Consider the following 26,920-nt stretch of genomic DNA (forward strand, 5'->3'; position numbering starts at 1 on the left):
ATCTAGAACCCCGCGGCCAAGCCGTCGCGGCGCGCATCGCTGGCGGCCACGTAGCCTTCGACTGCCGGGTCGCCCGTGCGCCAGATGAACTGGCCGGCGCCGAAATCCTGGTAGGAGTCGTTGATGACGTCGACCTTGTGGCCTAGCGCCGACAGCCCCTGCACCGTGGCCGGGTCCATCGCGGCCTCGACGTTGATCTCGACCCCGGAGTTGAAGCGCCAGCGCGGTGCGTCGCAGGCCGCCTGCGGGTTCTGCCCGTAGTCGAGCATGCGCACCAGCGTCTGCATGTGGCCCTGCGGCTGCATGTTGCCGCCCATCACGCCGAAGCTCATGACCGGCGCGCCGTCCTTGGTGAGGAAGGCCGGGATGATGGTGTGGAACGGGCGCTTGCCCGGCGCCACCAGGTTCGGGCTGCCGTCCTTGAGGCTGAAGCCGTGGCCGCGGTTCTGCAGGCTGATGCCGAACTCGGGCTCGACGCAGCCCGAGCCGAAGCCCATGTAGTTGCTCTGGATGAAGCTCACCATCATGCCGCTCTCGTCGGCCGCGGTCAGGTAGATGGTGCCGCCCTTGACCGGGTTGCCGGCCTGGAAGTCCTGCGCCTTGTTCACGTCGATCAGTTTGGCACGCGAGGCCAGGTAGGCGCCATCGAGCATTTGCAGCGGTGTCACCTCCATCGACGATGGCTCGGACACGTAGCGGTAGGTGTCGGCGAAAGCCAGCTTCATGGCCTCGATCTGCAGGTGCTGGGAGCGCACCGAGTCGACCGGGATCGAGCCGATGTCGAAATGCTGGAGGATGCCGAGCGCGATCAGCGCCGCGATGCCCTGGCCGTTGGGCGGGATCTCGTGCAGCCGGTGGCCGCGGTAGTCCTGGCCGATGGGCTCGACCCATTCGGGCTTCCAGCCGGCGAGGTCGCTGGCCTTCAGGCTGCCGCCGTGCTGGTTCGAGAACTTCTCCAGCGCGGCGGCGATCTCGCCGCCGTAGAAGGCGTCGCCCTTGGTGGCCGCGATGGCCTTCAAGGCGCGCGCCGCGGCCGGGAAGCGGAACAGTTCGCCGACTTCGGGCGCGCGGCCCCAGGGCAGGAAAGTCTGCGCGAAACCGGGCTGCGACTGGAGCACCGGCGTCGCCGCGGCCCACTTCTGCTGCACCACCGGCGGCATCAGGTAGCCGCGCTCGGCGATCTCGATCGCCGGCGCCATGAGGTCGGCGAAGGGCAGCTTGCCGAAGCGCTCCGACAGCGCGACCCAGCTGCCCACCGCACCCGGCACCGTGACCGAGTCCATGCCGCGCATCGGCGGCGTCGCGGCGTCGGCGCCGTGCTTCTTGCGGAAGTATTCGGGCGTCCACGCAGCGGGCGCGCAGCCCGAGGCGTTGAGGCCATGCAGCTTCTTGCCGTCCCAGAGGATGCAGAAGGCATCGCTGCCGAGGCCGTTGCTGACCGGCTCGACCAGCGTCATGACCGCCGCGGTCGCCACCGCGGCGTCGACCGCATTGCCGCCCTGCTGCAGGATCCGCAGGCCGGCCTGGGCCGCCAGCGGGTGCGAGGTCGAGACGACGTTGCGGGCGAAGACCGGAATGCGGGTCGTGGTGTAGGGGTTTGCGTAGTCGAATTTCATGTCAGTCGCCCGTGATCTTCCTGTCGGTGATGATCTGCTTCCACTTGGCCGCGTCGGCCGCCACCAGGCTCGCGAGCTGCGCCGGCGTGCTGGTGGTGGGCTCGATGCCCAGGCGCGCCAGCTTGTCGCGCACCTCGGGGTCGCTCAGCGACTGGTTGGCGGCCGTGTTGATGCGGGCCACCATGTCGGCCGGCAGGCCCTTCGGGCCATAGAGGCCGAACCAGGTGTTGGACTCGAAGCCCGGCAGCACATCGGCGATCGGCGGCAGCTCGGGCGCCAGCGGGCTGCGCTTGAGCGTGGTCACGCCCAGCGCACGCAGCCGGCCGTCGCGCACGTGCGGCATGCCGGTCGGCAGCGAATCGAACAGCACGTCGACCTTGCCGGTGATCAGGTCGGGGATCGCCAGCGCCGTGCCCTTGTACGGGATGTGGGTGACGAACACGCCGGCCTGCGACTTGAACAGCTCGGCCGTGAGCTGGACGATCGTGCCGTTGCCGCTCGACGCGTAGTTGAGCTTGCCGGGGTTCTTCTTGGCGTAGTCGATCCACTCGCGCACCGTCTTGGCGGGCGAGTTGTTGGGCACCAGCATGATGCTCGGCGCATCGCCCACGTGGGCGATCGGCGTGAAGTCGCGCACCGTGTCGTAGGGCAGCTTGGGGGTGATCGCCGGGCCGATCGAATGGGTGCTGGTGGTGGCCAGCAGCAGCGTGTAGCCGTCGGGCGTCGCCTTGGCGGCCATGTCGGAACCGATCGCGCCGCCGGCGCCGGGCTTGTTGTCGATCACCAGCGTGGTGCCGAGCTTCTCGCCCATCTTCTGCGACAAGGTGCGCGCGAACAGGTCGGTGGCGCCGCCGGCCGGAAACGGCACGATCAGGCGGATCGGCTTGGTCGGATAGCCCTGCGCGAGGCTGGCGGAGGACGCTGCCAGGCACAACGCAGCGGCGCAGGCCTGGATGAACTGGATTCGTTTCATGGTCTCGATTTTGTTCCCTGTGGACGGAATTCCGATGCTATGCAAGGCTGGCGCATCAAGCCAGATAATCCGGTTTATCGAACTATGAATTGAATTTATGACTCGGATCGCCGGCGAAGAGATCTCCCTGCAACAGCTGCGGGCGCTGGCGGCGGTCGCCGACACCGGCAGCTTCACCCTGGCGGCGGAGGCCCTGCAGCTGACCCAGCCCGCGATCAGCCACCTGATCAAGCGCATGGAACACGAGCTCGGACAGCCGCTGGTCGTGCGCGGTCGCCGCATCCGCATCACCAATGCGGGCCAGATGATGGTCGACACCGCGGTGCGTGCGCTGCGGCTGATCGACGAGTCGGTCGGCGCCTGCCGCTCGCAGTCCCAGCTTCGCGAAGGGCGCGTGGTGCTGGCGGTGGGCCACCTCACGGCGGGCGCCCTGCTGCCGCCCCTGCTGGGCCGCTTCTCGCAGCAGTACCCGGCGCTCGCGACCACGCTGATGGACAGCACGGCCGAGCAGATGATTTCGCGGATCCTGTCGCAGGAGGCCGACCTGGGCTTCGGCTCGGACATCGGCCAGCGGCATTCGGAACTGGCGACCGAGCCGCTGTTCGTCGAGCGGATGGCCCTGTTCGTTCGCGACGACCACCCGCTGGCGCAGCGGGTGGTGATCGATGCCCGCCACCTGGAGTCACTGCCGTTCATCCATGTCAATCCGGACGCCAACATCTGGCGCGCGGTCAGCCGGCAGCTGTCGAGCGTGGCCAACGTGTATCCGCGGGTGGCCCATCACGTGTCGATGCTGTCGACGGCCTTCGGGCTGATCCAGGCCGGTGCCGGCGTCGCGCTGCTGCCGCGCTACGTCGAGGTCCTGATGCCGGGCAACCTGCGGGCGGTGGCGGTCACGCGCCCGACGCTGGAATATCCGGTGGTCGCCGTGCGGTTGGCCAAGCATCCGCTCAACCCCGCCGCCCTGGCCTTCCTGGCCATGGCGCGGCAGCACATGAAGCCGCCGCGCGCGCCCAAGCCGGCATAAAAAAAAACGGCACCCGAAGGCGCCGTTTTCTTGCTTGCCGCGAGGCGAAGGGGATCAATCCTCGACGAAGGCTTCTTCGCGCTTGGACTTCACCGCCGGCAGCAGCACGATGATCAGCAGCAGCAGCGCCGCGGCCAGCAGGCCGGCCGAGATCGGCCGCGTCACGAAGACGATCCAGTCGCCGCGCGACAACAGCAGGGCGCGGCGCAGGTTCTCTTCCATCATCGGCCCCAGGATGAAGCCCAGCAGCAGCGGCGCCGGCTCGCAGCCCAGCTTGAAGAAGGCATAGCCGATGAAGCCGAAGGCCGCCACCATCCAGATGTCGAAGGTGTTGTTGTTGGTCGAGTAGACGCCGATGGCACAGAACAGCACGATCGCCGGGAACAGGTACTTGTAGGGCACCGACAGCAGCTTGATCCACATGCCGATCAGCGGCAGGTTCAGGATGATCAGCATCGCGTTGCCGAGCCACATCGAGGCGATCAGGCCCCAGAACAGCTCGGGGTTGCTGGTCATGACCTGCGGACCCGGCTGGATGTTGTGGATCGTCATCGCGCCGACCATCAGCGCCATCACGGCGTTGGGCGGAATGCCCAGCGTGAGCAGCGGGATGAAGGAGGTCTGGGCGCCGGCGTTGTTGGCCGACTCGGGCGCGGCCACGCCGCGGATGTTGCCCTTGCCGAACGGCACTTCGCCCGGATGCAGCTTGGTCTTCTTCTCGATGGTGTAGGCCGCGAAGGCCGCCAGCAGCGCGCCGCCGCCGGGCAGGATGCCCAGCGCCGCGCCGAGCGCCGTGCCGCGCAGCACGGCGGGCAGCATGCGCTTGAAGTCTTCCTTGGTCGGGAACAGGCCGGAGACCTTGGCGGTGAAGACTTCGCGGTCTTCTTCCGGCCGCGACAGGTTGGCGATGATTTCACCGTAGCCGAACACGCCCATGGCGATGGCGACGAAGCCGATGCCGTCGGTCAGTTCGGGGATGTCGAAGCTGAAGCGCGCCACGCCCGAGTTGACGTCGGTGCCGACCAGGCCCAGCAGCAGGCCGAGCACGATCATCGCGATCGCCTTGAGCAGCGAACCCGAGGCCAGCACCACGGCACCGATCAGGCCCAGGATCATCAGCGAGAAATACTCGGCCGGGCCGAACTTGAAGGCCAGTTCGGTCAGCGGCGGCGCGAAGGCGGCCAGGATCAGCGTGCCCACGCAGCCGGCGAAGAACGAGCCGAGGCCGGCCGCAGCAAGCGCAGGCCCGGCCCGCCCCTTGCGTGCCATCTGGTAGCCGTCGATCACGGTCACGACCGAGGACGATTCGCCCGGCAGGTTGACCAGGATGGCGGTGGTGGAGCCGCCGTACTGGGCGCCGTAGTAGATGCCGGCCAGCATGATCAGGGCCGACACCGGCGGCAGTGCATAGGTCGCCGGCAGCAGCATCGCGATGGTGGCGACCGGGCCGATGCCCGGCAGCACGCCGATCAGCGTGCCGAGAATACAGCCGACCAGGCAGTACAGCAGGTTGGTGAAGGTGAACGCGACACCGAAACCGAGGGAGAGATTGTTTAGGAGTTCCATTTGCCGGTCCTCAGCCCGTGATGAAGGTAGGCCAGACCTGGATCTGCAGCTTGAGCGCCCAGATGAAGGCGATGTAGCTGCCGATCGCGAGCACCGTCGCGAGGATCAGCACCTTGGGCAGTTCGAAGTGGGCGCCGGCCAGGCTGGAGATGATGACCAGGGCATAGATCGCGATGATCAGACCCATGGCCGGCACGCCGACGCTGGGCAGTCCGCCGAGCAGCACGCCGAAGGCCAGGTTGGCGCCGAGGATGTAGGCCACCTGCTTCCAGGCCCATTTGCCGATCAGCTCGCCGTCCTCGGTCTCGACCGTGAGGCCGGTGAACATGATCACGAGGCCGATCAGGGCCATCAGGATGCCCAGCATCAGCGGGAAGTAGCCGGGGCCCATGCGGGCGCCGCTGCCGACGTTGTAGGTCGTCGCCCCCCAGGCGAAGGCGACTCCGACGACGGCGAACATCACCCCCGAGAAGAAGTCTTTCTGACTCTTGATTTTCACGAACAGTCTCCACGAAAAAACTCGATCGGAGATTGTGTGGTCAGGTGACAGTCAGCTCGATGTGGATTCCACCTATCGGTTTTTCAGGGTAATCCCTGGTTGCCTCACTCCAGTGGCGGGGTGGCGCTGAGCACTTCCTCGATCGTGGTCACGCCTTCGGCGACCCGCAGCGCGCCGGCCAGCCGCAGCGGCCGCATGCCGTCGACCACGGCCTGGCGGCGCAGGCCGATGGTGTTCGGTTCCTTCGTGACCAGGGCCTTGAATTCTTCGCTGACGCTCAGCAGCTCGTAGAGGCCCATGCGGCCCATGTAGCCGGTCATACGGCAGTCGACGCAGCCGACCGGCTTGTAGGCCCGCACCGAACCGCTGATCTGCCAGGGCTTGACGAACTCGGCCAGTTTCTCGCGCGTGACCGTCTCGTCGGGCTGCTTGCAGTTGGGGCACAGCGTGCGCACCAGCCGCTGCGCCAGCACGCCGAGCATCACCGCGGTGATCAGGTAGGAGGGCACGCCCAGTTCCATCAGCCGCGTGATCGCGCTCGGCGCGTCGTTGGTGTGCAGGGTGCTGAAGACCAGGTGGCCGGTGAGCGCCGCCTGCACCGCCATCTCGGCGGTGGCGAGGTCGCGGATCTCGCCGACCATGATGATGTCCGGGTCCTGCCGCATGAGCGCCCGCAGTCCTTCGGTGAAGCCGAAGTCGAGCTGGTGCTGCACCTGCGTCTGGTTGAACGAGGGCTCGATCATCTCGATCGGGTCCTCGACCGTGCTGACGTTGACCTCCTCGGTCGCGATACGCTTGAGCGTGGAGTACAGCGTGGTGGTCTTGCCGGAGCCGGTCGGCCCGGTCACCAGGATGATGCCGTGCGGACGCGTCACGAGCTTTTCCCAGCGCTGGGCGTCGTGCGGGACGAAGCCGAGGGCGTCGAGGTCCTTGACCGCGGTGTCGGGGTCGAAGATCCGCATCACCATCTTCTCGCCGAAGGCCGTGGGCAAGGTCGACAGCCGCATCTCGACCTCGTCGCCGCGCAGGTTGCGGGTCTTGATGCGGCCATCGAGCGGACGCCGCTTCTCGACTACGTCCATCCGCCCCAGCAGCTTGATGCGCGCCACCATGGCGTTCAGCACGCCCATCGGCATCTGGTAGGCCGGATGCAGCACGCCGTCGATGCGGAAACGGATCATGCCCTGGTCGCGCCTGGGCTCGAGGTGGATGTCGCTCGCGCGCTGGTCGAAGGCGTACTGCCACAACCAGTCGACCACTTGCACGACGCTCTGGTCGTTGGCGTCGAGCTGCTTGTTGCTCTTGCCGAGCTCGACCAGCTGTTCGAAGCTGGCGCCGCCGGTGTTGCCGCCGGCCTTCTGCGCCGCGCGCACCGACTTGGCGAGCGAGAAGAACTCCGCCGTGTAGCGCTGGATGTCGGTCGGATTGGCGACCACCCGGCGTACCGAACGGCGCGACTGGCGCTCGACCTCGGCGATCCAGTCGGTCAGGAAGGGCTCGGCCGTGGCCACCACCACCTCGCTGGCCGTGACCTGCACCGGCAGCACCTTGTGCCGCTCGGCGTAGGCCGCGCTCATGGTGTCGGCCACCTTGCCGACGTCGACCTTGAGCGGATCGATGCGCAGGTAGGCCAGCCCGGCCCGGCCGGCCAGCCACTGCGTCAGCATCTCGAGGTCGAGCGGCTTGCCGTCGCTCTCGCGGGTCATCGCGACATTGGCCAGCCGCACCATCGGCGGCTGGCGGCTCTCGGCCTGGGCGCAGCGCGCCAGCGTGCGCTTGGCCTCGACCGGCGAGATCAGGCCATCCTTGGCCAGCCATTCGATCAGGTGGCGCAGGACCAGGGGCCCTTCGTGGCGGGCGGCATCGGATGCGGTGGCGGGCAAGGCGCTCATGAGGCGGTCAACTCTGCGGTTTGAACACCCGCAGCCACTTCGGCGCAGGCAGGCCCCAGCGAGTCTGGATGCTTTGGGCCCGGTCGGCAAGCGCGGGACGCTTCGGACGGCTGGCGCTCGCCTGGGCCAGCACCACGGTGTTGCCCTCGCGCGTCGGCTTGAAGGCCCAGACCGCCTCGGCACCGAAGGCGGTCACGATCTTCTCGAGACTGCGCTCGTAGCTCGACGAGCGACCGAAGAGGTTGACCGTCATCGCACCGTCCTCCGTGAGCAGCGCACGGCAATCGGCATAGAAGGCCTCGCTGTCGAGCACCGGCGCCGCCGCCTCGTGGTCGTAGAGGTCGACCTGGAGCGCGTCGACCGTGCCGTGCCAGCGCGGCTTGCGGATTTCGGCGGCGGCATCGGCAACCACGATCTCGAGCTTGGCGTCGTCGGCCGGCAGCTTGAACCAGCCGCGGCAGGCCGCCACCACCTGCGGGTTCAGCTCGACCGCGGTGGTGCGCATGCGCAAGGTCTTGCGGCAGAACTTGGTCAGGCTCGCCGCCCCCAGGCCGAGCTGCATCGCATGCAGCTTCGCGACGCTCGCGGGGTCGACGAACAGCAGCCAGGCCATCATGCGCTGCACGTACTCGAGCTCGATCTCGAAAGGTGCATCGAGCTTCATCGAGCCCTGCACCCATTCGGTGCCGAGGTGCAGGTAGCGGACGTCGCCCCAGTCGGAGAAATTGACCTCGGGAAGGGAGAGCTTCATGGGATGACCAGGTACCTTTCAAAGACTTCGCGCCAGGCCTCGACCTTGCGATCGAAGGGCCAGCTCGCATTGGCCGCACTCGACGAGGGCAGCCGGTGCACCGGCACGCCCAGCGCCTGCGTGTGCCGCGCATGCCGGAAACTCTCCGCGCCGTTGTGCGCGATGGCGGCGAGCCGGGGCAGCCGCAGGCTCGCGATGTCGTTCGCGACCGGGTCGCGGATGGCCGAATCGAGGCTGCCTTCGCGTTCGCAGCTGGCATAGACGTCCCACACCCCCAGGCCGCGGTCGAGCAGCCAGGCGCTACGCTTTTCATAGCTGTCTTCGCCCGCTGGCAGCGGCTTTCCGGGCCACAGCGCCTGCAAAATCTTCCAGAAATGATTCTGCGGGTGCGCATAATACCGCTGCTGCGCGATCGACCGGGCTCCAGGAAAGCTGCCGAGGATCAACAAGGCGGTGTTCCCGGAAACGATTGGCGCGAGCCCCGTGAGCACGGCCTTGGCGTCGCCTGGGCGCGAGACCGGCTTATTCATGACGAAGAACGCTGCACGGCTGGCCGAAGCATCGGCGCCTGCGAGGAGAAGAAATGAATACGGAAGCGATCTGGATTTTCCTGACGACGCAAGGCGTGGATTTTGGCCTGAAAGTGATCGGCGCCCTGATCGCCTGGGCCGTCGGTCGCTGGCTGATCGGCCTGGCGCAGCGCCTGGTCGCCAAGGCCCTGGAGCGCGGCAAGCGGATGGATCCCACGCTGAGCCACTACCTGGTGTCGATCCTCGGCGTGCTGCTCAACATCGTCCTGATTCTTTCGATCCTCGACATGTTCGGCGTGCGCACCACCTCGTTCGCCGTGCTGCTGGCCGGCGCCGGACTGGCGATCGGCACCGCCTGGGGCGGCCTGCTGACGCATTTCGCCGCCGGGGTGTTCCTGCAGGTGCTGCGGCCCTACCGGGTCGGCGACTTCGTCACGGTGGGCGGCAGCATCACCGGCACCGTCAAGGAACTGGGCCTGTTCGGCACCACCCTGATCACGCCGGACAACGTGATCACCACGGTCGGCAACAACAAGGTGCTCTCGGACCCGATCCAGAACTTCAGCCAGCTGCCGTTCCGCCGGGTCGACGTCACCGCCAAGATCGCCAACGGCGTCGACCCCGTCCAGGCCATCGCGCTGCTCAAGGAAGCAGTGAGCCGGATCGCCAACGTCTCGACCGAGCAGCCGCCGGATGTCGAGATCCTGCAGTTCACGCCCGAAGGACCGCTGCTGGCGGTCCGGCCCTACACCCACACCGACCACTACTGGCAGGTGTACTTCGACACCCACAAGGCGATCGTCAGCACCTTCGGCGCCGCTGGCTATCCGACGCCCGAGACACCGCTGGTCCACCGCAACGTCACGCCGCCGGCCACGGCATGAAAAAAACCCGCCGCGGCGGGTTTTTTCCTTGAGGCCGGGCGAGCTGCTCAGGGCTTCTTGGCGGCTTCGTTCTGCTCCGTGCCGGGGATCTTCTCGCCGATCTTGTCGCCGACCTTGCGCGTGCCTGCGGCCGCATCGCTGGCCACGTTGTCGACCGCCTTGCCGGTCGCCTTGGCACCCTTCTCGGTGGCCTTCACGGCCTTCTTGGTGCCGTGCTTGGTCGCGTCCCAGGCTTTTTCGGAACCGTGCTTGGTCGCGTCCCAGGCCTTTTCGGTGTCCTTCTTGGTGGCGTCCCAGGCCTTCTCGCCTGCGTTCTCGGCCTTCTGGGTGGTGGTCTGCGCGACCGCCGCGCCGCCGATGCAGGCGAGCGCCAAGGCCAGCGCGGCCGGCAGGGTACGAACGATGGATGAATTCATGGGAAAGCTCCTTGTATGAGTTGGAGTGACTGGCTTGCCACTGTCATGCAACGGGTGCACGGGGCCAAAGGATGACACCAAAAACCGCTGGCGCACAGCGCCCGGGCCAAATCGGCACCTTCGCCTACGTGCGGTCCGGCCGGTCGGCCGACAGGCCGATCAGCGGGTGCAGACGCGGCAGGGCGGCGGCGGCATTGCGCGTGGTCGCTTCCGCCAGGGCGGCCGGTTCGATCCCGCGCAGGCCCGCCACCACCTCCGCGATGCGCGGCAGTTCGCCGGGCTCGTTGCGCCCCTGCGCATCGCCTGCGTCCCGCTGCGCCTGCGTCCGGTAGAGCCAGTGCGGCTGGATGTCGGGCGCGTCGGTCTCCAGGACGATCGCCTCCAGTGGCAGCGTGGCGGCGAGCCGACGCAGCTGCAGGGCGCGCTCGAAGGTCACGGCGCCGCCGAAGCCCAGCTTCAGCCCCAGGTCGATGCACGCCTGGGCCTGCTGCTCGCTGCCGTTGAAAGCATGCGCGATGCCTTGCCAGCGCTGACCGGGCGCAACCTGGCGCAGGTGCTTGAGCACCTTGTCCACCGAACGGCGGACATGCATGATCACCGGCAGCCCGTGCTTGCGCGCCAGTTGCAACTGAGTGTGAAAGAAGCGCTCCTGCTTGCCGGCGTCCAGGCCCGGAACGAAGTCGTCGAGGCCGATTTCGCCTACCGCCACCAGCCGCGGGTCGTCGCGACGGCGGCCCAGTTCGTCGTCGAGCAGTGCCAGGTCCTCGTCGCGCGCGGCGTCGGTGCACAGCGGATGGATGCCCAGCGCGTAGCCGTCGCCCTGCAGGTGCGCGAGTTCGCGCACCGTCGCGAAATTGAACGCGGCCACCGCGGGAATCACGCAGAACCCGACGCCGACCTGACTTGCGCGGGCCCGGATGCGGGGCATCTCGGCTCCGAATTCCGGCGCATCGAGGTGGCAGTGGGTGTCGACGAAGAAGGGCATCGCGAGATGATGCCCGAAGGGATGCAAGGCCGCGGAAAGCGTGCTACCGTGATTGCTACGCCGACTCTCTTTAGCCCGGAGGTGCCCATGCGCAGGCCTGCTTTCTACAGCCGCTCACCCCGAGGGCCGCAGGATGCGGCCGCACCCGGTGCGTCCGCCGAGGTCGAGTCGGCCCAGGCCCCGACGAAGACACCCCGGCCACCCTGGCAACCGGGCCGGCGCAGTTTCGGCCTGCTGCTCGCCATGATCGTCGCCATGGGCGGCACCGGCGCCTACCTTTGGCCCCGCCACGGCGCGCAGACGCTGACCCAGAAGGACATCGACGCGGCCGTGCTGCGCACCCTGCAGACCCAGTCCCTGCCCTCGCCCGCGGCCCGGGCGGCAGAGATCATCCGCCCCTCCGTGGTGCGCGTGGTGGGCTACGGCACCGAAAAGACCACGCCCGAGGCCAAGACCGAGAAGCGCGGCCGCAACATGGCCAAGGGCAAGCCGCCCGAAGCCACCGACGAAGTGCCCGGCAAGCAGGTCGAGCGCGGCGTCGGCACCGGCGTGGTCATCGTCGACAAGGGCGTGATCCTGACCAACCTGCACGTGGTCGCGGGCGCCGAGAGCATCCGCGTCACCTTCGCCGACGGCCTCGAATCGCCGGCCACCATCACCGCCCTGCAGCCCGAGAACGACCTGGCCGTGCTGCAGGCGCAGAAGCTGCCCGACGACCTGATCCCGGCCACCATGCGCTCGACCGCCGACCTGATGCCCGGCGACCAGGTGGTGGCGGTCGGCTTCCCATTCGGCATCGGCCCGTCGGTCTCGGCCGGCGTGGTGTCCGGCCTCAACCGCTCCTTCCGCTCGCCCGAAGGCAAGCAGGAACTCGGCAACCTGATCCAGTTCGATGCGGCCGCCAACCCCGGCAACTCGGGCGGCCCGCTGATCAACATGGACGGCGAGGTGCTCGGCATCGTGACCGCCATCCTGAACCCGACCCAGCAGCGCACCTTCATCGGCATCGGTTTCGCGGTGCCGATCGAGAACGCCGCCACCGCCGCCGGCTCGCCACCCTTCTGATCCCATCGACCCCCACCGAAGAAAGCGCCCACCATGAGCACAGAGTTCGAATCGCCCTCCCCGGTCACGGCCGAGCTGATGGAGCAGATCCTCTATCAGGTCAAGCGCGTGGTGGTCGGCCAGGACCGCTTTCTCGAACGCGTGATGGTCGCGATGCTGGCCGGTGGCCACCTGCTGGTCGAGGGCGTGCCCGGGCTGGCCAAGACGCTCACCGTCAAGACCCTGGCCGACACCGTGCGCGGCCAGTTCAAGCGCATCCAGTTCACGCCCGACCTGGTGCCGGCGGACCTGGTCGGCACCCGCATCTACAACCAGAAGACCGGCGAGTTCAGCACCTCGCTGGGTCCGGTGTTCGCCAACCTGCTGCTGGCCGACGAGATCAACCGGGCGCCGGCCAAGGTGCAGAGCGCGCTGCTCGAGGTCATGCAGGAGCGCCAGGTCACGATCGCCGGCGAGACCCACAAGGTTCCGCGTCCCTTTCTCGTCATGGCGACCCAGAACCCGATCGAGACCGAGGGCACCTATCCCCTGCCCGAGGCGCAGGTCGACCGCTTCATGATGAAGGTGCTGGTCGACTACCCGAGCGATGAGGAAGAGTTCGTGATCGTCGAGCGCGTGATCGGCCCGCCGGTCGAGGCCGTGCCGGTGGCGACCACCGACCAGCTCGCGGTCCTGCAGGCCGAGGCCCAGCGGGTCTATGTCGACCCCTCGCTGATCCAGTACGCGGTCCGGCTGGTGTCGGCCACGCGCACCCCCGAGAAGCACGGCCTGAAGGACATGCGGCGCTTCATCACCTTCGGCGCCAGCCCGCGCGCCAGCATCAACCTGACCCAGGGCGCCCGCGCGCTGGCCTTGCTGCGCGGCCGCAGCTACGCCTTGCCCGAGGACATGACCGCGCTGGTGCCCGACGTCTTGCGGCATCGCGTGACGCTCTCGTACGAGGGCCTCTCCGAGGGCCTGACGCCCGACAGCCTGGTCGACCGGATCATGCGGGCCGTGCCCGCGCCCGCCAAGCCGCTAGAGCATGAAAAGCTGGTGGCCTAAGCGCGGCAAGGCCGCCAACGACGAGCAGCTGGCGGCGGTCGAGGCCGCGGCCAGCGGCGTCGAACGGGCGCTGCGCCGCCTCGAATGGACCGTGATCCGCCGGCTCGACGGCCTGCTGCAGGGCGACTACCGCACCTTGATGCGCGGCACCGGCCTGGACCTGGCGGACCTGCGCGAGTATCAGCACCACGACGACGTGCGCCACATCGACTGGAACGTCACGGCGCGGCTGCAGACGCCGCACGTGCGCGTCTTCACCGAAGACCGCGAGATGGCTGCCTGGTTCGTGCTGGACCTGAGCCGCTCGGTCGACTTCGGTTCCGGCGTCAAGGCCAAGCGGGAGATCTCCGCCGGCTTCGTCGGCGTCATCGCGCGCCTGCTCACGCGCCACGGCAACCGGGTCGGGGCGATGGTGTACGGCAACGACGTCGAAGCCGTCATTCCGCCGCGCACCGGCCGGCGCCATGTGCTGCACCTGCTGCATGCGATGGAGCGCCGCTCGGCCGAGCGCGTGCCCGACCAGAAGGGCATGACCCGGCTGGCCGACCTGCTCAAGTCCGCCGCGGTGCTGATCCCGCGCCGCTCGACGGTGTTCGTGGTCTCCGATTTCGTCACCGAGCCCGGGTGGGAGCGGGCGCTGTCGCACCTGGTCCAGCGCCACGACGTGGTCGCCGTGCGCCTGTTCGACCCGCTCGAGCTCGAGCTGCCCGACCTCGGCCTGGTGCCGCTGCGCGATGCCGAGACCGGCGAGCAGCTGTGGGTCGACACGCATGACGCGGGCTTTCGCAAGCGCTTCGCGCGCATCGCGTCCGAGCGCGAAGCCGCCCTGCGCGAAGCGCTGGCCAAGATCGGAGTCGATGCGCTCGAACTCTCGACCGCGGACGACCTGGTCGAAGCCATCGTGCGTTTCGCGGACATGCGCAAGCGCCGCGTCAGGCGCGGACAATCGAACTCCAAGATGGTGGCCGCATGAACTTCCTCTGGCCTCAATTCCTCTGGCTGCTGCTGGCGCTCCCGCTGCTGGTGCTGCTGTATCTCTGGCTGATCCGGCGCAAGAAGAAGCTGGCGCTGCGATTCGCCAGCCTGTCGATCGTGCGCGAGGCCATGAGCGCCGGCCAGAGCGTGCGGCGCCACATCCCGCCGCTGCTGTTCCTGCTGGCCCTGACCGCGATGCTGATCGCCGCCGCGCGGCCGATGGCGGTGGTCGTGCTGCCGTCGAACCAGCAGACCATCATCCTCGCCATGGACGTGTCGGGCAGCATGCGCGCGGCCGACGTCCAGCCGAACCGGCTGGTGGCCGCCCAGGAGGCGGCCAAGAGCTTCCTGAAAGAGCTGCCGCGCACCGTCAAGGTCGGCATCGTCGCCTTCGCGGGCAGCGCGCAGGTGGCGCAGCTGCCGACCACCAACCGCGACGACCTGGTCACCGCGATCGACTCCTTCCAGCTGCAGCGCGCCACCGCCACCGGCAATGCGATCGTGGTGTCGCTCGCCACGCTGTTCCCCGACGCCGGCATCGACATCTCCGACTTCTCGCCCAAGAGCCGCCAGACCGGCGTCGCCATCGACCGCGCCGGCAAGCCGCCACCCAAGGAGTTCACGCCGGTGGCGCCGGGCTCCTACACCTCGGCGGCGATCATCATGCTGACCGACGGCCAGCGCACCACCGGCGTCGATCCGCTCGATGCGGCCAAGGTGGCGGCCGAGCGCGGCGTGCGCGTCTACACGGTCGGCATCGGCACGGTCGACGGCGAGACCATCGGCTTCGAGGGCTGGTCGATGCGGGTGCGCCTCGACGAGGAAACTCTCAAGGCGATCGCCAACAAGACCTCGGCCGAGTACTTCTATGCCGGCACCGCCAACGACCTCAAAAAGGTCTACAACACCCTGAGCTCGCGGCTCACGGTCGAGAAGAAAGAGACCGAGATCTCCGCCCTGTTCGCGATGGGCGCGGCCGCGCTGGCACTGCTGTCGGCCGGCCTGTCGCTGCTCTGGTTCAACCGCATCCTGTAGGGACGACGGATGTTCGATCTCGCGGGCAAGGTCGCGCTCGTCACGGGCGGCAATGGCGGCATCGGCCTCGGCATGGGGCTGGGCCTGGCCAGGGCGGGTGCGCGCGTCGTGGTGGCGGCGCGCAATGCGCAGAAATCGGCGGCGGCCGTCGACGCCTTGAAGGCGGCGGGCAGCGACAGCTTCGCGCTCGAGGCCGACGTGACGAACGAAGCCTCGGTGGCGGCGCTGTTCGAGCAGCTCGCGGCGCGCTGCGGCCGGCTCGACGTCCTGGTCAACAACGCCGGCACGACGGTGCGCAAGCCCGTGGACCAGCTCGCGCTGGCCGAGTGGCACCAGGTCATGGACACCAACCTGACGAGCGCCTTCCTGTGCTGCCGGGCCGCGCATCCGCACCTGAAGGCGGCCGGCGGCGGCAAGATCATCAACATCGGCTCGATGATGTCGATCTTCGGCGCCCCCTATGCGCCGGCCTACGGCGCGAGCAAGGGCGGCATCGTGCAGCTGACCCGCGCGATGGCCGCCTCGTGGGCGGCCGACGGCATCCAGGTCAACGCGGTGCTGCCGGGCTGGATCCAGACCGACCTGACCGATGGAGCGCGGGCCCAGGTGCCGGGGCTCAGCGAACGGGTGGTGGCCCGCACTGCCGCCGGCCGCTGGGGCCGGCCCGAAGACCTGGCGGGCATCGCGGTGTTCCTCGCCAGCGCGGCGTCGGACTTCGTGACCGGCACCGCGATCCCGGTCGACGGCGGCTACTCGATCGCGGCATAGGGCTGGGCCTCGCGGCCGGGCATCGGAAAAGCCGATGCAGCTGCACGGAAAAGGCGACTTTCTAGCGCGGCGCCGCGCCCACATCATCGACTCCATCGCAACCAAGCCATGGAGTTGGACCAGATGATTCGAACGGGCGAACAACCAGCGAGCACCCTCGCGCCCCCTGCAACGCCCAACTTTCGCTTCGACGGCTCGGGCACGCTGTGCCGGCTCGGGCTGATCTACATCGCCTCGAGCATCGTCATGGATGCCGAATGGGCGGCCATGGCGGCGCCCGGCGTTTCGGTCCACACCACGCGCATCAAGCTGCCCAAGGTGACGGTGGAAGGCATCGAGGAGATGATGGACTCGCCCGAGCTGGCGCAGGCTGCGCGCCTGGTGGGCTCGGCACCCATCGACCTGCTGTGCTTCGGCGGCACCAGCGCCTCGTTCCTGCACGGGACCGCCTACGACCATGCGCTGATCGCCAAGATGAAGCAGTGGGTGCCCGGGCCGTTGATCAACACGGCATCCACCGCCACGCTGGCGGCGCTCCGGAAGGTCGCGGCCGGCAAGGTCGCGCTCGCCACGCCCTATGTGGATGCGGTGCACGCCAAGGCGATCCGCTTCCTGGAAGAGAACGGACACCAAGTCGTGCGCCATGCCAACCTGCGCATCGACGAGGACCGCGCGCTGGCCGAGGTGCCGCTCGCGCAGGTCTACGACCTGGTCCGCTCGGTGGACCATCCCGAAGCCAGCGCGATCTTCATCAGCTGCACCAATTTCCGCTCGGTCGGCGCCATCGAGGCGCTGGAGCAGGCGCTCGGCAAGCCGGTCATCTCGGCCGTGCAGGCCTCGTTCTGGCACTGCCTCGAACTGCTGCAGATCGCCGGCGCCCGACCCGGCTACGGGCAGCTCTTCGACGGCCGCATCGCGCCCGGCGCCTGACAACCCGCTTCGTCTCCACCTGCTTTCCAACTCTCCGAGGATCTTCGCCATGCAACCCTTTCGACGTCTTCTTTGCGCCGCGGCCTGCGCCTTGCTGGCCACCGGCGCCGCCCAGGCACAGACCGCGCTCGACAACATCGTCAAGACCGGCGTGATCCGCATCGCCGTGCCCACCGACTACCCGCCCTACGGCTTCGTCGGCACCGACCTGCAGCCGCAGGGACTGGACATCGACATGGCGCGCTACGTGGCCGGCAAGCTCGGCGTCAAGGCCGAACTGGTGCCGGTGACCAGCACCAACCGCGTGCCCTACCTGCAGACGCGCAAGGTCGACATCGTGATCTCGACCTTGGCGCGCAACGCCGAGCGCGAGAAGGTGGTCGACTTCACGACCGCTGCCTACTCGCCCTTCATCAGCGCCGTGTTCGCGCCCAAGACGCTGGCCGTCAAGAGCTTCGCCGATCTCGACGGCAAGTCGGTGGGCGTGACGCGCGGCACCATCGAGGACCAGGAGCTGACCAAGGTGCTGCCCAAGGGCGCCAACCTGATGCGCTTCGAGGACCACGCCGCCACCATCACCGCGATGGGTGCCGGCCAGGTAGCGGCGGTGGGCAGCAGCCAGCCGGCGGTCTCCAAGCTGATCCAGAACCAGCCGCAACTGGGCCTGGAGAACAAGCTGATGCTGAGCCAGAGCCCGAACTTCATCGGCGTGCCGAAGGGCGAGGACAAGCTGCGCGAGCGCATCAACGAGATCGTGGTCGAGGCCCGCAAGTCGGGCGAGTCGGACCGGATGTCGACCCGGTGGCTGGGCCGCGCGGTCGGCGACATCCCGATGTGAGGACTCAGCCCATCTGCAGCAGGATGTCGCGGACACGGTCCAGCGAAGGATCGATGTCGTCGGTGTCGATCGCGCCGTAGCCCAGCATCAGGCCCTGGCGGGGCGCCGCGAAGTACGAGAAGACCTCCAGCGGGTAGAGCCCGACGTCGACCCGGCGCGCCAGCCTCAGCAGGGTGTCCATGTCGATCGGCTTTCTGGCGAGCGCCGCCAGGTGGATGCCCGCGGTCGCCGGCACTCGTTCGAACCACGGCGACAGGTCACCGTCGAAGCGCCGCATGATGCACTCGCGCCGCTCGGCATAGACCGCGTGGCAGCGGCGGATGTGCTTGTGGAGGCCGCCGTCCGCGATGAACTTGGCCAGCGCCCACTGGGCCGGCGTGGCCGTGTGCCAGTCGCTCAGGTGCTTGGCGATGCAGACCGCCTGCAGGATCGCCGGCGGCGCGATCAGATAGCCCAGGCGCAGTTCGGGCGACAGGGTCTTCGAGAAGGTGCCGACGAAGGCGACGCTGCCGCGCGTGTCCATGCTCTGCAGCGAGTCCGTGGGTCGCCCCTCGTAGCGGAATTCGCTGTCGTAGTCGTCCTCGATGACGATCGCGCCGATCGCGTGGGCGCGGGCCAGCAGCGCCTCGCGGCGGCGCTGGCTCATCGGCATGCCGAGCGGGAACTGGTGCGCCGGCGTCACGTAGACGAGCCGCGTGCCGTCCGGGATCCGATCCACCTGAAGGCCCTCGGCGTCGACCGGAATGCCCACCACCTCGGCTCCCTGGGCGGCGAAGAGCAGGCGTGCCGGCGGATAGCCGGGCTCTTCGACCGCCACCAGGCTGCCCGGCTCGACCAGGACCCGGGCCACCAGGTCGAGCGCCTGCTGGGCGCCGTTGGTGACAATGACGTCGTCGACGCCGCAGCGCACGCCGCGCGCAAAGGCGGCGTGCCGGGCGATCGCCTCGCGCAGCACCGGCATGCCCTCGACCGGTCCGTACAGGCCGCGCGAGCGCGCCCCTTCGCGCAGCGCGTGCAGCACGCAGCGGCGCCATTCGGCATGCGGGAACAGGCTGCGCGCGGGCGCCCCGCCGATGTATTCGTAGCGCGAGTTGCCGGCCGGCGCCGGATGCCGCAGCGGCGTGTCCATGCGGCGCCAGCGCTCGGCGACGGCCGCGCCGGCGAAGGACGGGCTGGCGGCCGGCGGCGGCGCGGACCGCGCGCTGTCGGCGACGAAGGTGCCGCTGCCGACGCGGCCGACCAGCAGCCGGTCGAAGGTGAGCCGCGCATAGGCTTCCGACACGGTCTTGCGCGACAGGCCGAGCTGCTCGGCGAGCAGCCGCGACGGCGGCAGTTTCTCGCCCGCGGCCAGCCGGCCGGCCCGGATCGAATCCCTGAGCTGCCGGTAGAGCTGACCGGCGAGGTCCTTGTCACCGTCGATGACGACGTGCAACTCCATGCGATTGGACTCCTGCAAATGGCCCGGATTGGCCGCCCGCGAAGGGGCCGGGGCTTTTTAGCATGACGCCATCCCCCTCACCCAACGGAGCAACACCATGGAACAACGTCTCGATTTCTACAAGGCCTCCCCCGACGCGCTGAAGGCGCTGATCGCGCTCGAGGTCGCGGTCGGCAAGCTGGGCCTCGAACCCGCCCTGCTCGACCTCGTGAAGCTGCGCGCTTCGCAGATCAACGGCTGCGCCTTCTGCGTCGACCTGCACGCCAGCGACCTGCGCAAGAAGGGCGAGACCGAGCGGCGCCTGTATGCCGTCCCGGTGTGGCGCGAGACGCCCTTCTTCACGCCGCGCGAGCGGGCCGCCCTGGCCTGGACCGAAGCCCTCACCCTGGTGGCGACCCAGCACGCGCCCGATGCCGACTACGACGCCCTGAGTGCCGAGTTCAGCGAGCGCGAGCGGGTCGACCTGACGCTCGCGATCGGCGTGATCAACAGCTGGAACCGGCTGTCGATCGGCTTCCGCAAGACCTTGACCGTGTAGGCGGCGCGCCATGCGCCGCCCGGCTTCCGCACCCTTGTCCCGCACGCTGCCGCTGTACCTGCTGATCGCCGCGCTGCCCTTCTGCGACTTCCTGCAGACCGGCATCGTGGCCTTCAATGCCGCGCCGGTGATGGGCGGCATCGGCGCCAGCCCGGAGGAGTTCAGCGCCATCGCGACGCTCTACGGCGTGGTCGCCATCGGCGCGATCGCGATGCACCGCTGGCTGGTCGAGCGCCTGGGCTGGCGCCGGCTGCTGCTGGCGGCGAGCGCGCTTTTCGCCCTGGGCGCGGTGGTCTGCGGGCTCGCCGGAGGCCTGCTGCAATTCGGTCTCGGACGCTCCCTGATGGCGCTGGGCTGCGCCTCCTTCATGACCGCCGGCCGGGTGCTGGTCAATCACATTCCAGCGTCGCCGCGCCGCTTCACCGGCATCCGCTTCTTCGCCGCCGGACTGGCCTGGGGCATCGCCGCCGGACCGCTGCTGGCCTCGCTGGCGCTGGCCGCATCCGGCTGGCGCGCGGCCTTCCTGCTGCTGCCGCTGCCGGCGCTGCTGCTGGCGCTGCTGTCCGCCTGGCAGCTCGACGACCGCCGCAGCATCGAGCGCGAGGCCCTGGCGCCCTCGCAGCCGATCGCCTTGCTGGTGCTGATGGGCGGCAGCTTCCTGCTGCTGCACGGACTGCAGCGCTCGGGCTTCGACTTCTTCGCCGACGGCCGGCCGCTGGCCGCACTGGCCGCCTTCGGACTGCCTGCGCTCGGGCTCTCCGCCTGGCTCGCCAGGCGCGCCCGCCGGCCGCTGATCCGCATCGCTGACCTGGCCCAGCGCCGCTACCTGGCCGGACTCGCGGTCTTCGGCCTCTGCTATCTCCTGCTGGGCGCCAACAACCTGGTGCTGCCGGTGCTGCTGCAGCGGGCGATGGGCCTGCCGCTGGAACTGGTCGGGCGCTTCCTGGGGCTGGGCGCACTCGCCGGCGTGGCGAGCTGGATCGTGCTGGCCAGGCTGCTGCCGCGCAGCCCCGGTCCGACCCGCTACTACCTCGCAGGCTTTGGCGCGCTGCTGCTGAGCGCCTGGCAGCTGTCGCACCTCAGCGAATCGGCCGATCCGCTGCGCAGCGTGCTGCCGGCGTTGCTGTTGAACGGCGCCTTCGTGATCGTCACGCTGGCCACGACCGCGATGCAGGCGTTCCAGACCCTGCAGCGCGACGAGCGCATCTTTTCGCACGCCAACCAGGTCAAGAACATGCTGGCGCAATTCGGCATCGCCGCCGGCACCGCGCTGGCGACGCTGTGCCTGCAATGGCGCAGCACGGTGCGCTTCGACCGGCTGGCCGAGAGCCTGTCGCCCTCGAACCCGGCGCTGGCCGCGACGCTGGAGCAGCTGACGCGGCACCTGTCCGGCCTGCGGAACCCGGTCGAAGCCGCCCAGCTCGCAACGGCGCAGCTCGGCCAGCAGGTGATGCAGGAGGCCACCTGGATGGCGGCACTCGACTACTTCCACCTGGTGACGCTGGTCGCCGCGGGCTGCCTCGCGCTGGTGTTGGTGGCGCGGCGGCTGGCGCAAAAGGCCGGTGCGGCCCGCAGGCGCCGTTGCTTGCGAGTAGCATCGCGCTGAAACGCCCCTCCCAGGCGTTGCTCGACGTGCCATGAACACCTCGCCAAGCTCCCGGGGCCTGCCCCGACGCAGCATCGCCGCCGCGGCGATCGCCTTGCCGGCCTTCTGGATCGGCGCTCGCGCGCAGCCCGCGGTGCCGCGGCGACCCACACCCTCGCAGACCGAGGGCCCGTTCTATCCGGTCACGCTGCCGGCCGACACCGATGGCGACCTGCTGCACAACGGAGCGTTGAACTACGCCACCACCCAGCCGGCCTGGGTCGACGGCACGGTGACCGACCTCGACGGCCGCGCGCTGCGCGGCGCCCAGGTCGAGATCTGGCAGTGCGACGAGGCCGGCCACTACCATCACCCGGGCGACGGCGACCGCGCCGATCGCGCCTTCCAGGGCTTCGGGCGGGTGGCGGTCGATGCCGACGGACGCTATCGCTTCCGCACCCTCCGGCCGGTGCCCTACACCGGGCGCACGCCCCACATCCACTTCAAGGTCAAGCTGGGCACGCGCGAACTGCTGACCACCCAGCTCTATGTGGAAGGCGCGCCGGGCAACGCGCGCGACGGGCTCTGGCGCCGCCTCTCGGAGCCCGAGCGCGCCGCGCTCACCGTGCCCTTCGAGCGCGCGCCGGACGGCTGGAAGGCCAGCTTTCCGATCGTCGTCGCCGCCTGATCCGCCGTCAGTCGGCCAGCCGCCCCGCGGTGAGCCGCAGCACCCGGTCGCAGCGTGCCGCCAGGCTCTCGTCGTGCGTCACCATCACGAAGGCGGTGCCGCGGTCGCGCGCCAGTTGCAGCATCAGCGCGAAGACGCCGTCGGCGGTGGCGCGATCGAGGTTGCCGGTGGGCTCGTCGGCCAGCACGCAGTCGGGCGCGGTGACCAGCGCGCGCGCGATCGCCACCCGCTGGCGCTCGCCGCCCGACAGCTCCGCCGGCCGGTGCTGCACCCGCTCGCCCAGGCCCACGGCCGTCAGCATGGCGACCGCCGAAGCGCTCGCCTCGGTCGGCGCCGTGCGCCGGATCTTCAGCGGCATCGCCACGTTGTCGAGCGCGCTGAACTCCGGCAGCAGGTGATGGAACTGGTAGACGAAACCCAGGTGCCGGTTGCGCAGCCGGCCCTGCTCGGCGGCATCGACATGGGCGATGTTCTCGCCGTGCAGCTCGACGCTGCCCGCGGTCGGCGCGTCGAGCCCGCCCATCAGGTGCAGCAGCGTGCTCTTGCCCGAGCCCGAGGCGCCGACGATGGCCAGCGTCTCGCCGGCATGCACATCCAGGTCGACGCCATGCAGCACCGTGAGGTCGATGCGGCCTTCGTGGAAGCGCTTGGTCAGCCCGCGGACCTTCAACACCACGTCATTCATAGCGCAGTGCCTCCGCCGGGTTGACGCGGCTGGCGCGCCAGCTCGGGTACAGCGTGGCGGCGAAGGCCAGCACCAGCGAGATGATGGTGATCGGCAGGATGTCGCCGCGCTGCGGATCGCTCGGCATCTTGCTGATCAGGTAGATGTCCTTGGGCAGGAAGCTTGCATGGAACAGGCGTTCGAGCGCCGGCACGATGACGTCGATGTTGTAGGCGATGCCCAACCCCAGCAGCAGCCCGCCGAGGGTGCCGATGACGCCCACCATCGCGCCCTGCACCACGAAGATGCCCATGATGCTCTTCGGGCTGGAGCCCAGCGTGCGCAGGATCGCGATGTCGGCGCGCTTGTCGGTCACGGTCATCACCAGGGTCGAGACCAGGTTGAAGGCCGCCACCGCGACGATCAGCGTGAGGATGATGAACATCATGCGTTTCTCGACCTGCACCGCCGCGAACCAGGTCTTGTTGGCGCGGGTCCAGTCGCGGATCAGGAACTGGCCCGGCAGCGTGGCCGCCAGCTGGTCGGCCACCTCGCGCGCCTGGTGCAGGTCCTTGAGCTTGAGGCGCACGCCGGTCGGGCCCTCGAGGCGGAACACGCGGGCCGCGTCCTCGGCGTGGATCATCGCCAGCGCCGAGTCGTACTCGTAGTGGCCCGAGTCGAAGGTGCCGACCACGGTGAAGGGCTTGAAGCGCGGCATCACGCCGGCCGGCGTGACCTGGCCGCCGGGTGCCACCAGCGTGACCTGGTCGCCGACCCGCACGAACATCGAGCGCGCCAGTTCGATCCCCAGCACGATGCCGAACTCGCCCGGCACCAGCTTGTCGAGCGCGCCCTGCTGGGCGGTGGTCGAGATGTCGGTCACCTGCGGCTCGAGCTTCGGGTCGATGCCGCGGATCAGGGCGCCCTTCATGTCCTCGCCGCGTGCCAGCAGCGCCTGCGCCGCGACGAAGGGCGCGACGCCGATGACCTCGGGGTTCTTGCGCGCCTCGGCCATGATGGCGTCGATGTCGCCCAGTGCCTGACCGTCGCGCGAGAAGATCTCGATGTGCGAGATCACGCCGAGCATGCGGTCGGTGACTTCTTTCTGGAAACCGTTCATCACGCTCAGCACGATGATCAGCGCCGCCACGCCCAGCGCGATGCCGAACATCGAGACGCCGGAGATGAAGGAGATGAAGCCGTTGCGCCGCGTGGCCCGGCCGGCTCGGGTGTAACGCCAGCCGAGTTGCAGTTCGTAGGGGAGTCGCATAAGGAAACAATTGTGGCATCCCGGACAATAGGCCCCATGTCCGCACCCCCCAATGCCCGCCACCTGCTCATTCCCTTCGCCGGCCGGGGCTCTCCCGCCTGCCGCGCGGCACTGGCTGGCCTCCGGCTGCCGAAGCTCGAAGCCCTGCTGGCCCGGCTCGCACGGGTGCACGAGGACACCCAGGACGACAGCACCCGCTCGCCGCCGCACGAGCGCGCGCTGGCCGAGGCGCTCGGCATCGCGGCCGCTGATGGCTGCATTCCCTGGGCCGCGCTGGAAGCCAAACGGTCCGGCCTGGGCCCGACCGAGGGCGGCCAGGCCTGGGGCGTCGCCACGCTGTGCCACTGGCAGGTGGGCATCGACGACGTGATGCTGGGCGACCCGGCCGCGATTCAGATCGAGGCCGAGGAATCCGATGCGCTGCTGGCGGCGGCGCTGCCCTTCTTCGAGGAAGACGGCATCGCGCTGCATGCCTCGGCGACGCCGGGCCGCTGGCTGGCGCAGGGCCCGATCTTCGACGGCCTGGCGACGGCGTCGATCGATCGCGCGGTCGGCTTCCCGATCTCGCAGTGGTCGCCCCTGTCCGATGCCGGGCGCCCGCTGCGCCGGTTGCAGAACGAGATGCAGATGCTGCTCTACACCGAGCGCGTGAACGACGCCCGCACCGCCCGCGGGGTGCCGCCGATCAACTCCTTCTGGCTCAGCGGCACCGGCGCACTGCCCGCCGGCTTCACCGTGCCGCAGGCCGGCCCCACCGTGGCCGATGGGCTGCGCACCCCTGCCCTGCGCGACGACGGCGCCGGCTGGGCGTCGGCCTGGCAGGCCCTCGACGCCGGGCCGGTGGCCGAACTGCTGGCCGCCTGCAGCGCGGGCGAAGCCGTCACGTTGACGCTGTGCGGCGACCGCAGCGCGCAGCGCTTCGCGGTCCGGCCGCGCGGCCTGGCCGCCTGGGCCAAGGGGCTGTTCAGCCGCCCGACGGCGGCCTCCTTCCTCGAGGCGCTGTGACCATGAAGATCCTGGCCAGGGACATCCCGCCGCGCAGCGCCTGGGCGCTCGAGCAGGCCGGCGTGCATCCGCTGCTGGCGCGGCTCTATGCCGCGCGCGGCGTGCTGTCGAAGGATGAACTCGACGACGGCCTGGCGCGGCTGCTGCCGCCGACCACGCTGCGCGGTGCGCGCGAGGCCGCCGTGCTGCTGGCCGACGCGATCCGCGACCAGCGGCGGCTGTGCATCGTCGCCGACTACGACTGCGACGGCGCGACCGCTTGCGCGGTGGCGGTGCGCGGCCTGCGGCTGCTGGGGGCACGCCATGTCGGCTACCTGGTGCCCGACCGGGTGGTCGACGGCTACGGCCTGACGCCGCCGATCGCCGAGCGCGTGGCCGACAGCGGGGCCGACCTGCTGATCACGGTCGACAACGGCATCGCGAGCGTCGATGGCGTGGCGGCGGCGAAGGCACGCGGGCTCGCGGTGCTGGTGACCGACCATCACCTGCCCGGCCCGGTGCTGCCCGCCGCCGATGTGCTGGTGAACCCGAACCAGCCCGGCTGCGAATTCGACAGCAAGAGCATCGCCGGCGTCGGCGTGATGTTCTACGTGCTGCTGGCGCTGCGCACCGAACTGCGCACGCGCGGGGTGTTCGACCTCGCCAACCAGCCCAAGCTCGACGCCCTGCTGCCGCTGGTCGCGCTCGGCACCGTCGCCGACGTGGTCCGTCTCGACGCCAACAACCGCCGCCTCGTGGCCCAGGGACTGCGCCGCATCCGCGCCGGTGCGATGCCGGTGGGCATCGCCGCGCTGTTCAAAGCCGCCGGGCGCCAGGCGGCGGCGGCCACCACCTTCGATTTCGGCTTCGCGCTCGGGCCCCGCATCAATGCGGCGGGCCGGCTGGCCGACATGACGCTCGGCATCGAATGCCTGCTGACCGACGACAGCGGCCGCGCCGACGAACTCGCGCGCCTGCTAGACGGCATCAACCGCGAGCGGCGCGACATCGAAGGCGGCATGCGCGACAAGGCCCTGCTGCTGGCCGAGACGCTGTTCGACGACAGCCTGGCGCCGCCGGCCGCGATCAGCGTCTTCGGCGCCGATTTCCACGAAGGCGTGGTCGGCATCGTGGCCTCGCGCATCAAGGACCGCTTCCACCGGCCGACCTTCGTCTTCGCGGCCAGCGCCGCCGACGGCAAGGCGCACGAGCTCAAGGGCTCCGGGCGCTCGATCCCCGGCTTCCACCTGCGCGATGCGCTCGACCTGGTCGCCAAGCGCCATCCGGGCGTGCTGCTGCGCTTCGGCGGCCACGCGATGGCGGCCGGCTGCACGGTGGCACGCGAGCAGTTCCCGGTCTTCGAACAGGCGCTGGCGCAAGTCGCGCAGGAATGGCTCGACGCCGCCACCCTGACCCGGCGGCTCGACACCGACGGGCCGCTCGCGCCCGAGTACTTGCGGGTCGACATGGTCGACACACTGCATCGCGAAGTCTGGGGCCAGGGCTTCGCGCCGCCGACCTTCAGCGAGGAGGTCGAGGTGGTGTCGCAGCGCCTGGTCGGCGAGAAGCACCTGGCACTCAAGCTCAGACACCGCGGCAAGCCCGTGGACGGCATCTGGTTCGGCCACACCGAGCCGCTGCCGCCGAAAGTGGTGCTGGCCTGGCGGCTCGATGCCGACGAATGGCAGGGCGTGCGGCGGGTGCGCTTCCTGGTCGAGGGAGCCGAGATCTAGGGCCTGTTCACACTACTTCCGGGGTCGCGAAGGTATGCCAGGGCGGGCCAATCAAGGCGTGCGACGCCGCATGTGCGTTGGCACATGCAAGGAGCGCAACGCGGAGTGGCACGCCCTGGCATACCTTCCCTTCGGGTTGCCGAGCCAAGGGGCCGTCTGCGGCGTTGCCCGCGCTTGCAAGGCGCAAGCCTTGCTGCGCGCGGGCGCCTTGCATCCAGCCCCTTTG

At 69.4% G+C, this 26,920-nt stretch carries 26 protein-coding genes; 14 read left to right on the forward strand and 12 right to left on the reverse strand.

Annotated elements, in window-relative coordinates; translation table 11 throughout:
- Positions 1-2: 2 nt before the first annotated feature.
- Both AC1DF3_RS27570 and AC1DF3_RS27575 read right to left on the reverse strand, forming a co-directional pair.
- Complete coding sequence (locus AC1DF3_RS27570) at positions 3-1,616, reverse strand: gamma-glutamyltransferase family protein (protein ID WP_478141514.1); 1,614 nt, start codon at positions 1,614-1,616, stop codon at positions 3-5.
- Position 1,617: 1 nt separating this feature from the next.
- Entirely contained in the window at positions 1,618-2,589 is a 972-nt protein-coding gene (locus AC1DF3_RS27575) for a Bug family tripartite tricarboxylate transporter substrate binding protein (protein ID WP_286534439.1), read from the reverse strand.
- A gap of 97 nt (positions 2,590-2,686) precedes the next feature.
- Between AC1DF3_RS27575 and AC1DF3_RS27580 the strand changes: the two genes are divergently transcribed.
- The gene (locus AC1DF3_RS27580; protein WP_286534441.1) at positions 2,687-3,616 is read left to right on the forward strand and encodes a LysR family transcriptional regulator; all 930 of its coding nucleotides are present in this window, start codon (positions 2,687-2,689) and stop codon (positions 3,614-3,616) included.
- Positions 3,617-3,670: 54 nt separating this feature from the next.
- On the opposite strand, the gene AC1DF3_RS27585 is transcribed toward AC1DF3_RS27580, so the two are convergent.
- The 5 genes from AC1DF3_RS27585 to AC1DF3_RS27605 form a co-directional block, all read right to left on the reverse strand.
- Positions 3,671-5,182 (reverse strand): tripartite tricarboxylate transporter permease, encoded by a 1,512-nt coding sequence (locus tag AC1DF3_RS27585; RefSeq protein ID WP_286534442.1) that lies wholly within the window; start codon positions 5,180-5,182, stop codon positions 3,671-3,673.
- A gap of 10 nt (positions 5,183-5,192) precedes the next feature.
- Positions 5,193-5,681, reverse strand: coding sequence for a tripartite tricarboxylate transporter TctB family protein (locus AC1DF3_RS27590; protein ID WP_478141515.1), 489 nt, complete (start codon positions 5,679-5,681; stop codon positions 5,193-5,195).
- Positions 5,682-5,785: 104 nt separating this feature from the next.
- Positions 5,786-7,573, reverse strand: coding sequence for a type IV pilus assembly ATPase TfpB (tfpB, locus tag AC1DF3_RS27595; protein WP_286524947.1), 1,788 nt, complete (start codon positions 7,571-7,573; stop codon positions 5,786-5,788).
- A 7-nt stretch (positions 7,574-7,580) separates the two neighbouring features.
- Positions 7,581-8,324 carry a class I SAM-dependent methyltransferase gene (locus AC1DF3_RS27600; RefSeq protein ID WP_286534445.1) on the reverse strand — a complete coding sequence of 248 codons (744 nt, stop codon included), beginning with the start codon at positions 8,322-8,324 and terminating at the stop codon, positions 7,581-7,583.
- Complete coding sequence (locus AC1DF3_RS27605) at positions 8,321-8,854, reverse strand: DNA-deoxyinosine glycosylase (protein WP_286534447.1); 534 nt, start codon at positions 8,852-8,854, stop codon at positions 8,321-8,323. The genes AC1DF3_RS27600 and AC1DF3_RS27605 overlap by 4 nt, the downstream gene beginning before the upstream one ends.
- A gap of 53 nt (positions 8,855-8,907) precedes the next feature.
- Here AC1DF3_RS27605 and AC1DF3_RS27610 point away from each other — a divergent pair, with 53 nt between their 5' ends.
- A complete protein-coding gene (locus AC1DF3_RS27610) occupies positions 8,908-9,738 on the forward strand; it encodes a mechanosensitive ion channel family protein (RefSeq protein ID WP_286534449.1) in 831 nt (276 codons plus the stop codon).
- 47 nt (positions 9,739-9,785) lie between these two features.
- Here the strand turns inward: AC1DF3_RS27610 and AC1DF3_RS27615 are convergent, their stop codons facing one another.
- Positions 9,786-10,154, reverse strand: a complete 369-nt coding sequence (locus tag AC1DF3_RS27615) for a hypothetical protein (RefSeq protein ID WP_286534450.1) — start codon at positions 10,152-10,154, stop codon at positions 9,786-9,788.
- 124 nt (positions 10,155-10,278) lie between these two features.
- Positions 10,279-11,139: a TatD family hydrolase gene (locus AC1DF3_RS27620; RefSeq protein WP_478141516.1), complete on the reverse strand. Its 861-nt coding sequence runs from the start codon at positions 11,137-11,139 to the stop codon at positions 10,279-10,281.
- Positions 11,140-11,226: 87 nt separating this feature from the next.
- Here AC1DF3_RS27620 and AC1DF3_RS27625 point away from each other — a divergent pair, with 87 nt between their 5' ends.
- The 7 genes from AC1DF3_RS27625 (at position 11,227) to AC1DF3_RS27655 (ending at position 17,794) form a co-directional block, all read left to right on the forward strand.
- A complete protein-coding gene (locus tag AC1DF3_RS27625; protein ID WP_478141517.1) occupies positions 11,227-12,204 on the forward strand; it encodes a S1C family serine protease in 978 nt (325 codons plus the stop codon).
- Between the two features lie 33 nt (positions 12,205-12,237).
- Positions 12,238-13,248, forward strand: a complete 1,011-nt coding sequence (locus AC1DF3_RS27630) for an AAA family ATPase (RefSeq protein WP_286524957.1) — start codon at positions 12,238-12,240, stop codon at positions 13,246-13,248.
- Entirely contained in the window at positions 13,229-14,221 is a 993-nt protein-coding gene (locus tag AC1DF3_RS27635) for a DUF58 domain-containing protein (protein ID WP_286534454.1), read from the forward strand. Before AC1DF3_RS27630 ends, AC1DF3_RS27635 begins: the two co-directional genes overlap by 20 nt.
- Positions 14,218-15,258 (forward strand): VWA domain-containing protein, encoded by a 1,041-nt coding sequence (locus tag AC1DF3_RS27640; protein WP_286524960.1) that lies wholly within the window; start codon positions 14,218-14,220, stop codon positions 15,256-15,258. The genes AC1DF3_RS27635 and AC1DF3_RS27640 overlap by 4 nt, the downstream gene beginning before the upstream one ends.
- Positions 15,259-15,267: 9 nt before the next feature.
- Positions 15,268-16,026, forward strand: a complete 759-nt coding sequence (locus AC1DF3_RS27645; protein WP_286534455.1) for an SDR family NAD(P)-dependent oxidoreductase — start codon at positions 15,268-15,270, stop codon at positions 16,024-16,026.
- A 123-nt stretch (positions 16,027-16,149) separates the two neighbouring features.
- Positions 16,150-16,956: a maleate cis-trans isomerase family protein gene (locus AC1DF3_RS27650; RefSeq protein WP_478141518.1), complete on the forward strand. Its 807-nt coding sequence runs from the start codon at positions 16,150-16,152 to the stop codon at positions 16,954-16,956.
- A gap of 49 nt (positions 16,957-17,005) precedes the next feature.
- Positions 17,006-17,794, forward strand: coding sequence for a transporter substrate-binding domain-containing protein (locus tag AC1DF3_RS27655; RefSeq protein ID WP_286534459.1), 789 nt, complete (start codon positions 17,006-17,008; stop codon positions 17,792-17,794).
- Positions 17,795-17,798: 4 nt separating this feature from the next.
- Here AC1DF3_RS27655 and pdxR read toward each other — a convergent pair whose 3' ends face one another.
- Positions 17,799-19,232 (reverse strand): MocR-like pyridoxine biosynthesis transcription factor PdxR, encoded by a 1,434-nt coding sequence (gene pdxR, locus AC1DF3_RS27660; protein WP_286534461.1) that lies wholly within the window; start codon positions 19,230-19,232, stop codon positions 17,799-17,801.
- A 97-nt stretch (positions 19,233-19,329) separates the two neighbouring features.
- On the opposite strand from pdxR, the gene AC1DF3_RS27665 reads away from it, so the two are divergent.
- The 3 genes from AC1DF3_RS27665 to AC1DF3_RS27675 are packed head-to-tail and all read left to right on the forward strand — an operon-like array spanning position 19,330 to position 22,043.
- Positions 19,330-19,770, forward strand: a complete 441-nt coding sequence (locus AC1DF3_RS27665) for a carboxymuconolactone decarboxylase family protein (protein ID WP_478141519.1) — start codon at positions 19,330-19,332, stop codon at positions 19,768-19,770.
- A 10-nt stretch (positions 19,771-19,780) separates the two neighbouring features.
- A complete protein-coding gene (locus AC1DF3_RS27670) occupies positions 19,781-21,376 on the forward strand; it encodes an MFS transporter (RefSeq protein ID WP_478141520.1) in 1,596 nt (531 codons plus the stop codon).
- 31 nt (positions 21,377-21,407) lie between these two features.
- Positions 21,408-22,043 (forward strand): protocatechuate 3,4-dioxygenase, encoded by a 636-nt coding sequence (locus tag AC1DF3_RS27675; protein WP_286534467.1) that lies wholly within the window; start codon positions 21,408-21,410, stop codon positions 22,041-22,043.
- Between the two features lie 7 nt (positions 22,044-22,050).
- Here the strand turns inward: AC1DF3_RS27675 and lolD are convergent, their stop codons facing one another.
- Together lolD and AC1DF3_RS27685 are read right to left on the reverse strand one after the other, a co-directional pair.
- Positions 22,051-22,728 carry a lipoprotein-releasing ABC transporter ATP-binding protein LolD gene (lolD, locus tag AC1DF3_RS27680; protein ID WP_286524981.1) on the reverse strand — a complete coding sequence of 226 codons (678 nt, stop codon included), beginning with the start codon at positions 22,726-22,728 and terminating at the stop codon, positions 22,051-22,053.
- Positions 22,721-23,977: a lipoprotein-releasing ABC transporter permease subunit gene (locus AC1DF3_RS27685; protein WP_286524982.1), complete on the reverse strand. Its 1,257-nt coding sequence runs from the start codon at positions 23,975-23,977 to the stop codon at positions 22,721-22,723. The genes lolD and AC1DF3_RS27685 overlap by 8 nt, the downstream gene beginning before the upstream one ends.
- Positions 23,978-24,013: 36 nt before the next feature.
- Here AC1DF3_RS27685 and AC1DF3_RS27690 point away from each other — a divergent pair, with 36 nt between their 5' ends.
- Both AC1DF3_RS27690 and recJ read left to right on the forward strand, forming a co-directional pair.
- Positions 24,014-24,982, forward strand: coding sequence for a hypothetical protein (locus AC1DF3_RS27690; RefSeq protein WP_286534469.1), 969 nt, complete (start codon positions 24,014-24,016; stop codon positions 24,980-24,982).
- A gap of 2 nt (positions 24,983-24,984) precedes the next feature.
- The gene (gene recJ / locus AC1DF3_RS27695) at positions 24,985-26,694 is read left to right on the forward strand and encodes a single-stranded-DNA-specific exonuclease RecJ (protein ID WP_478141521.1); all 1,710 of its coding nucleotides are present in this window, start codon (positions 24,985-24,987) and stop codon (positions 26,692-26,694) included.
- Positions 26,695-26,920 lie beyond the last annotated feature (226 nt).

The organism is Variovorax sp. 10N432 (assembly GCF_056394465.1).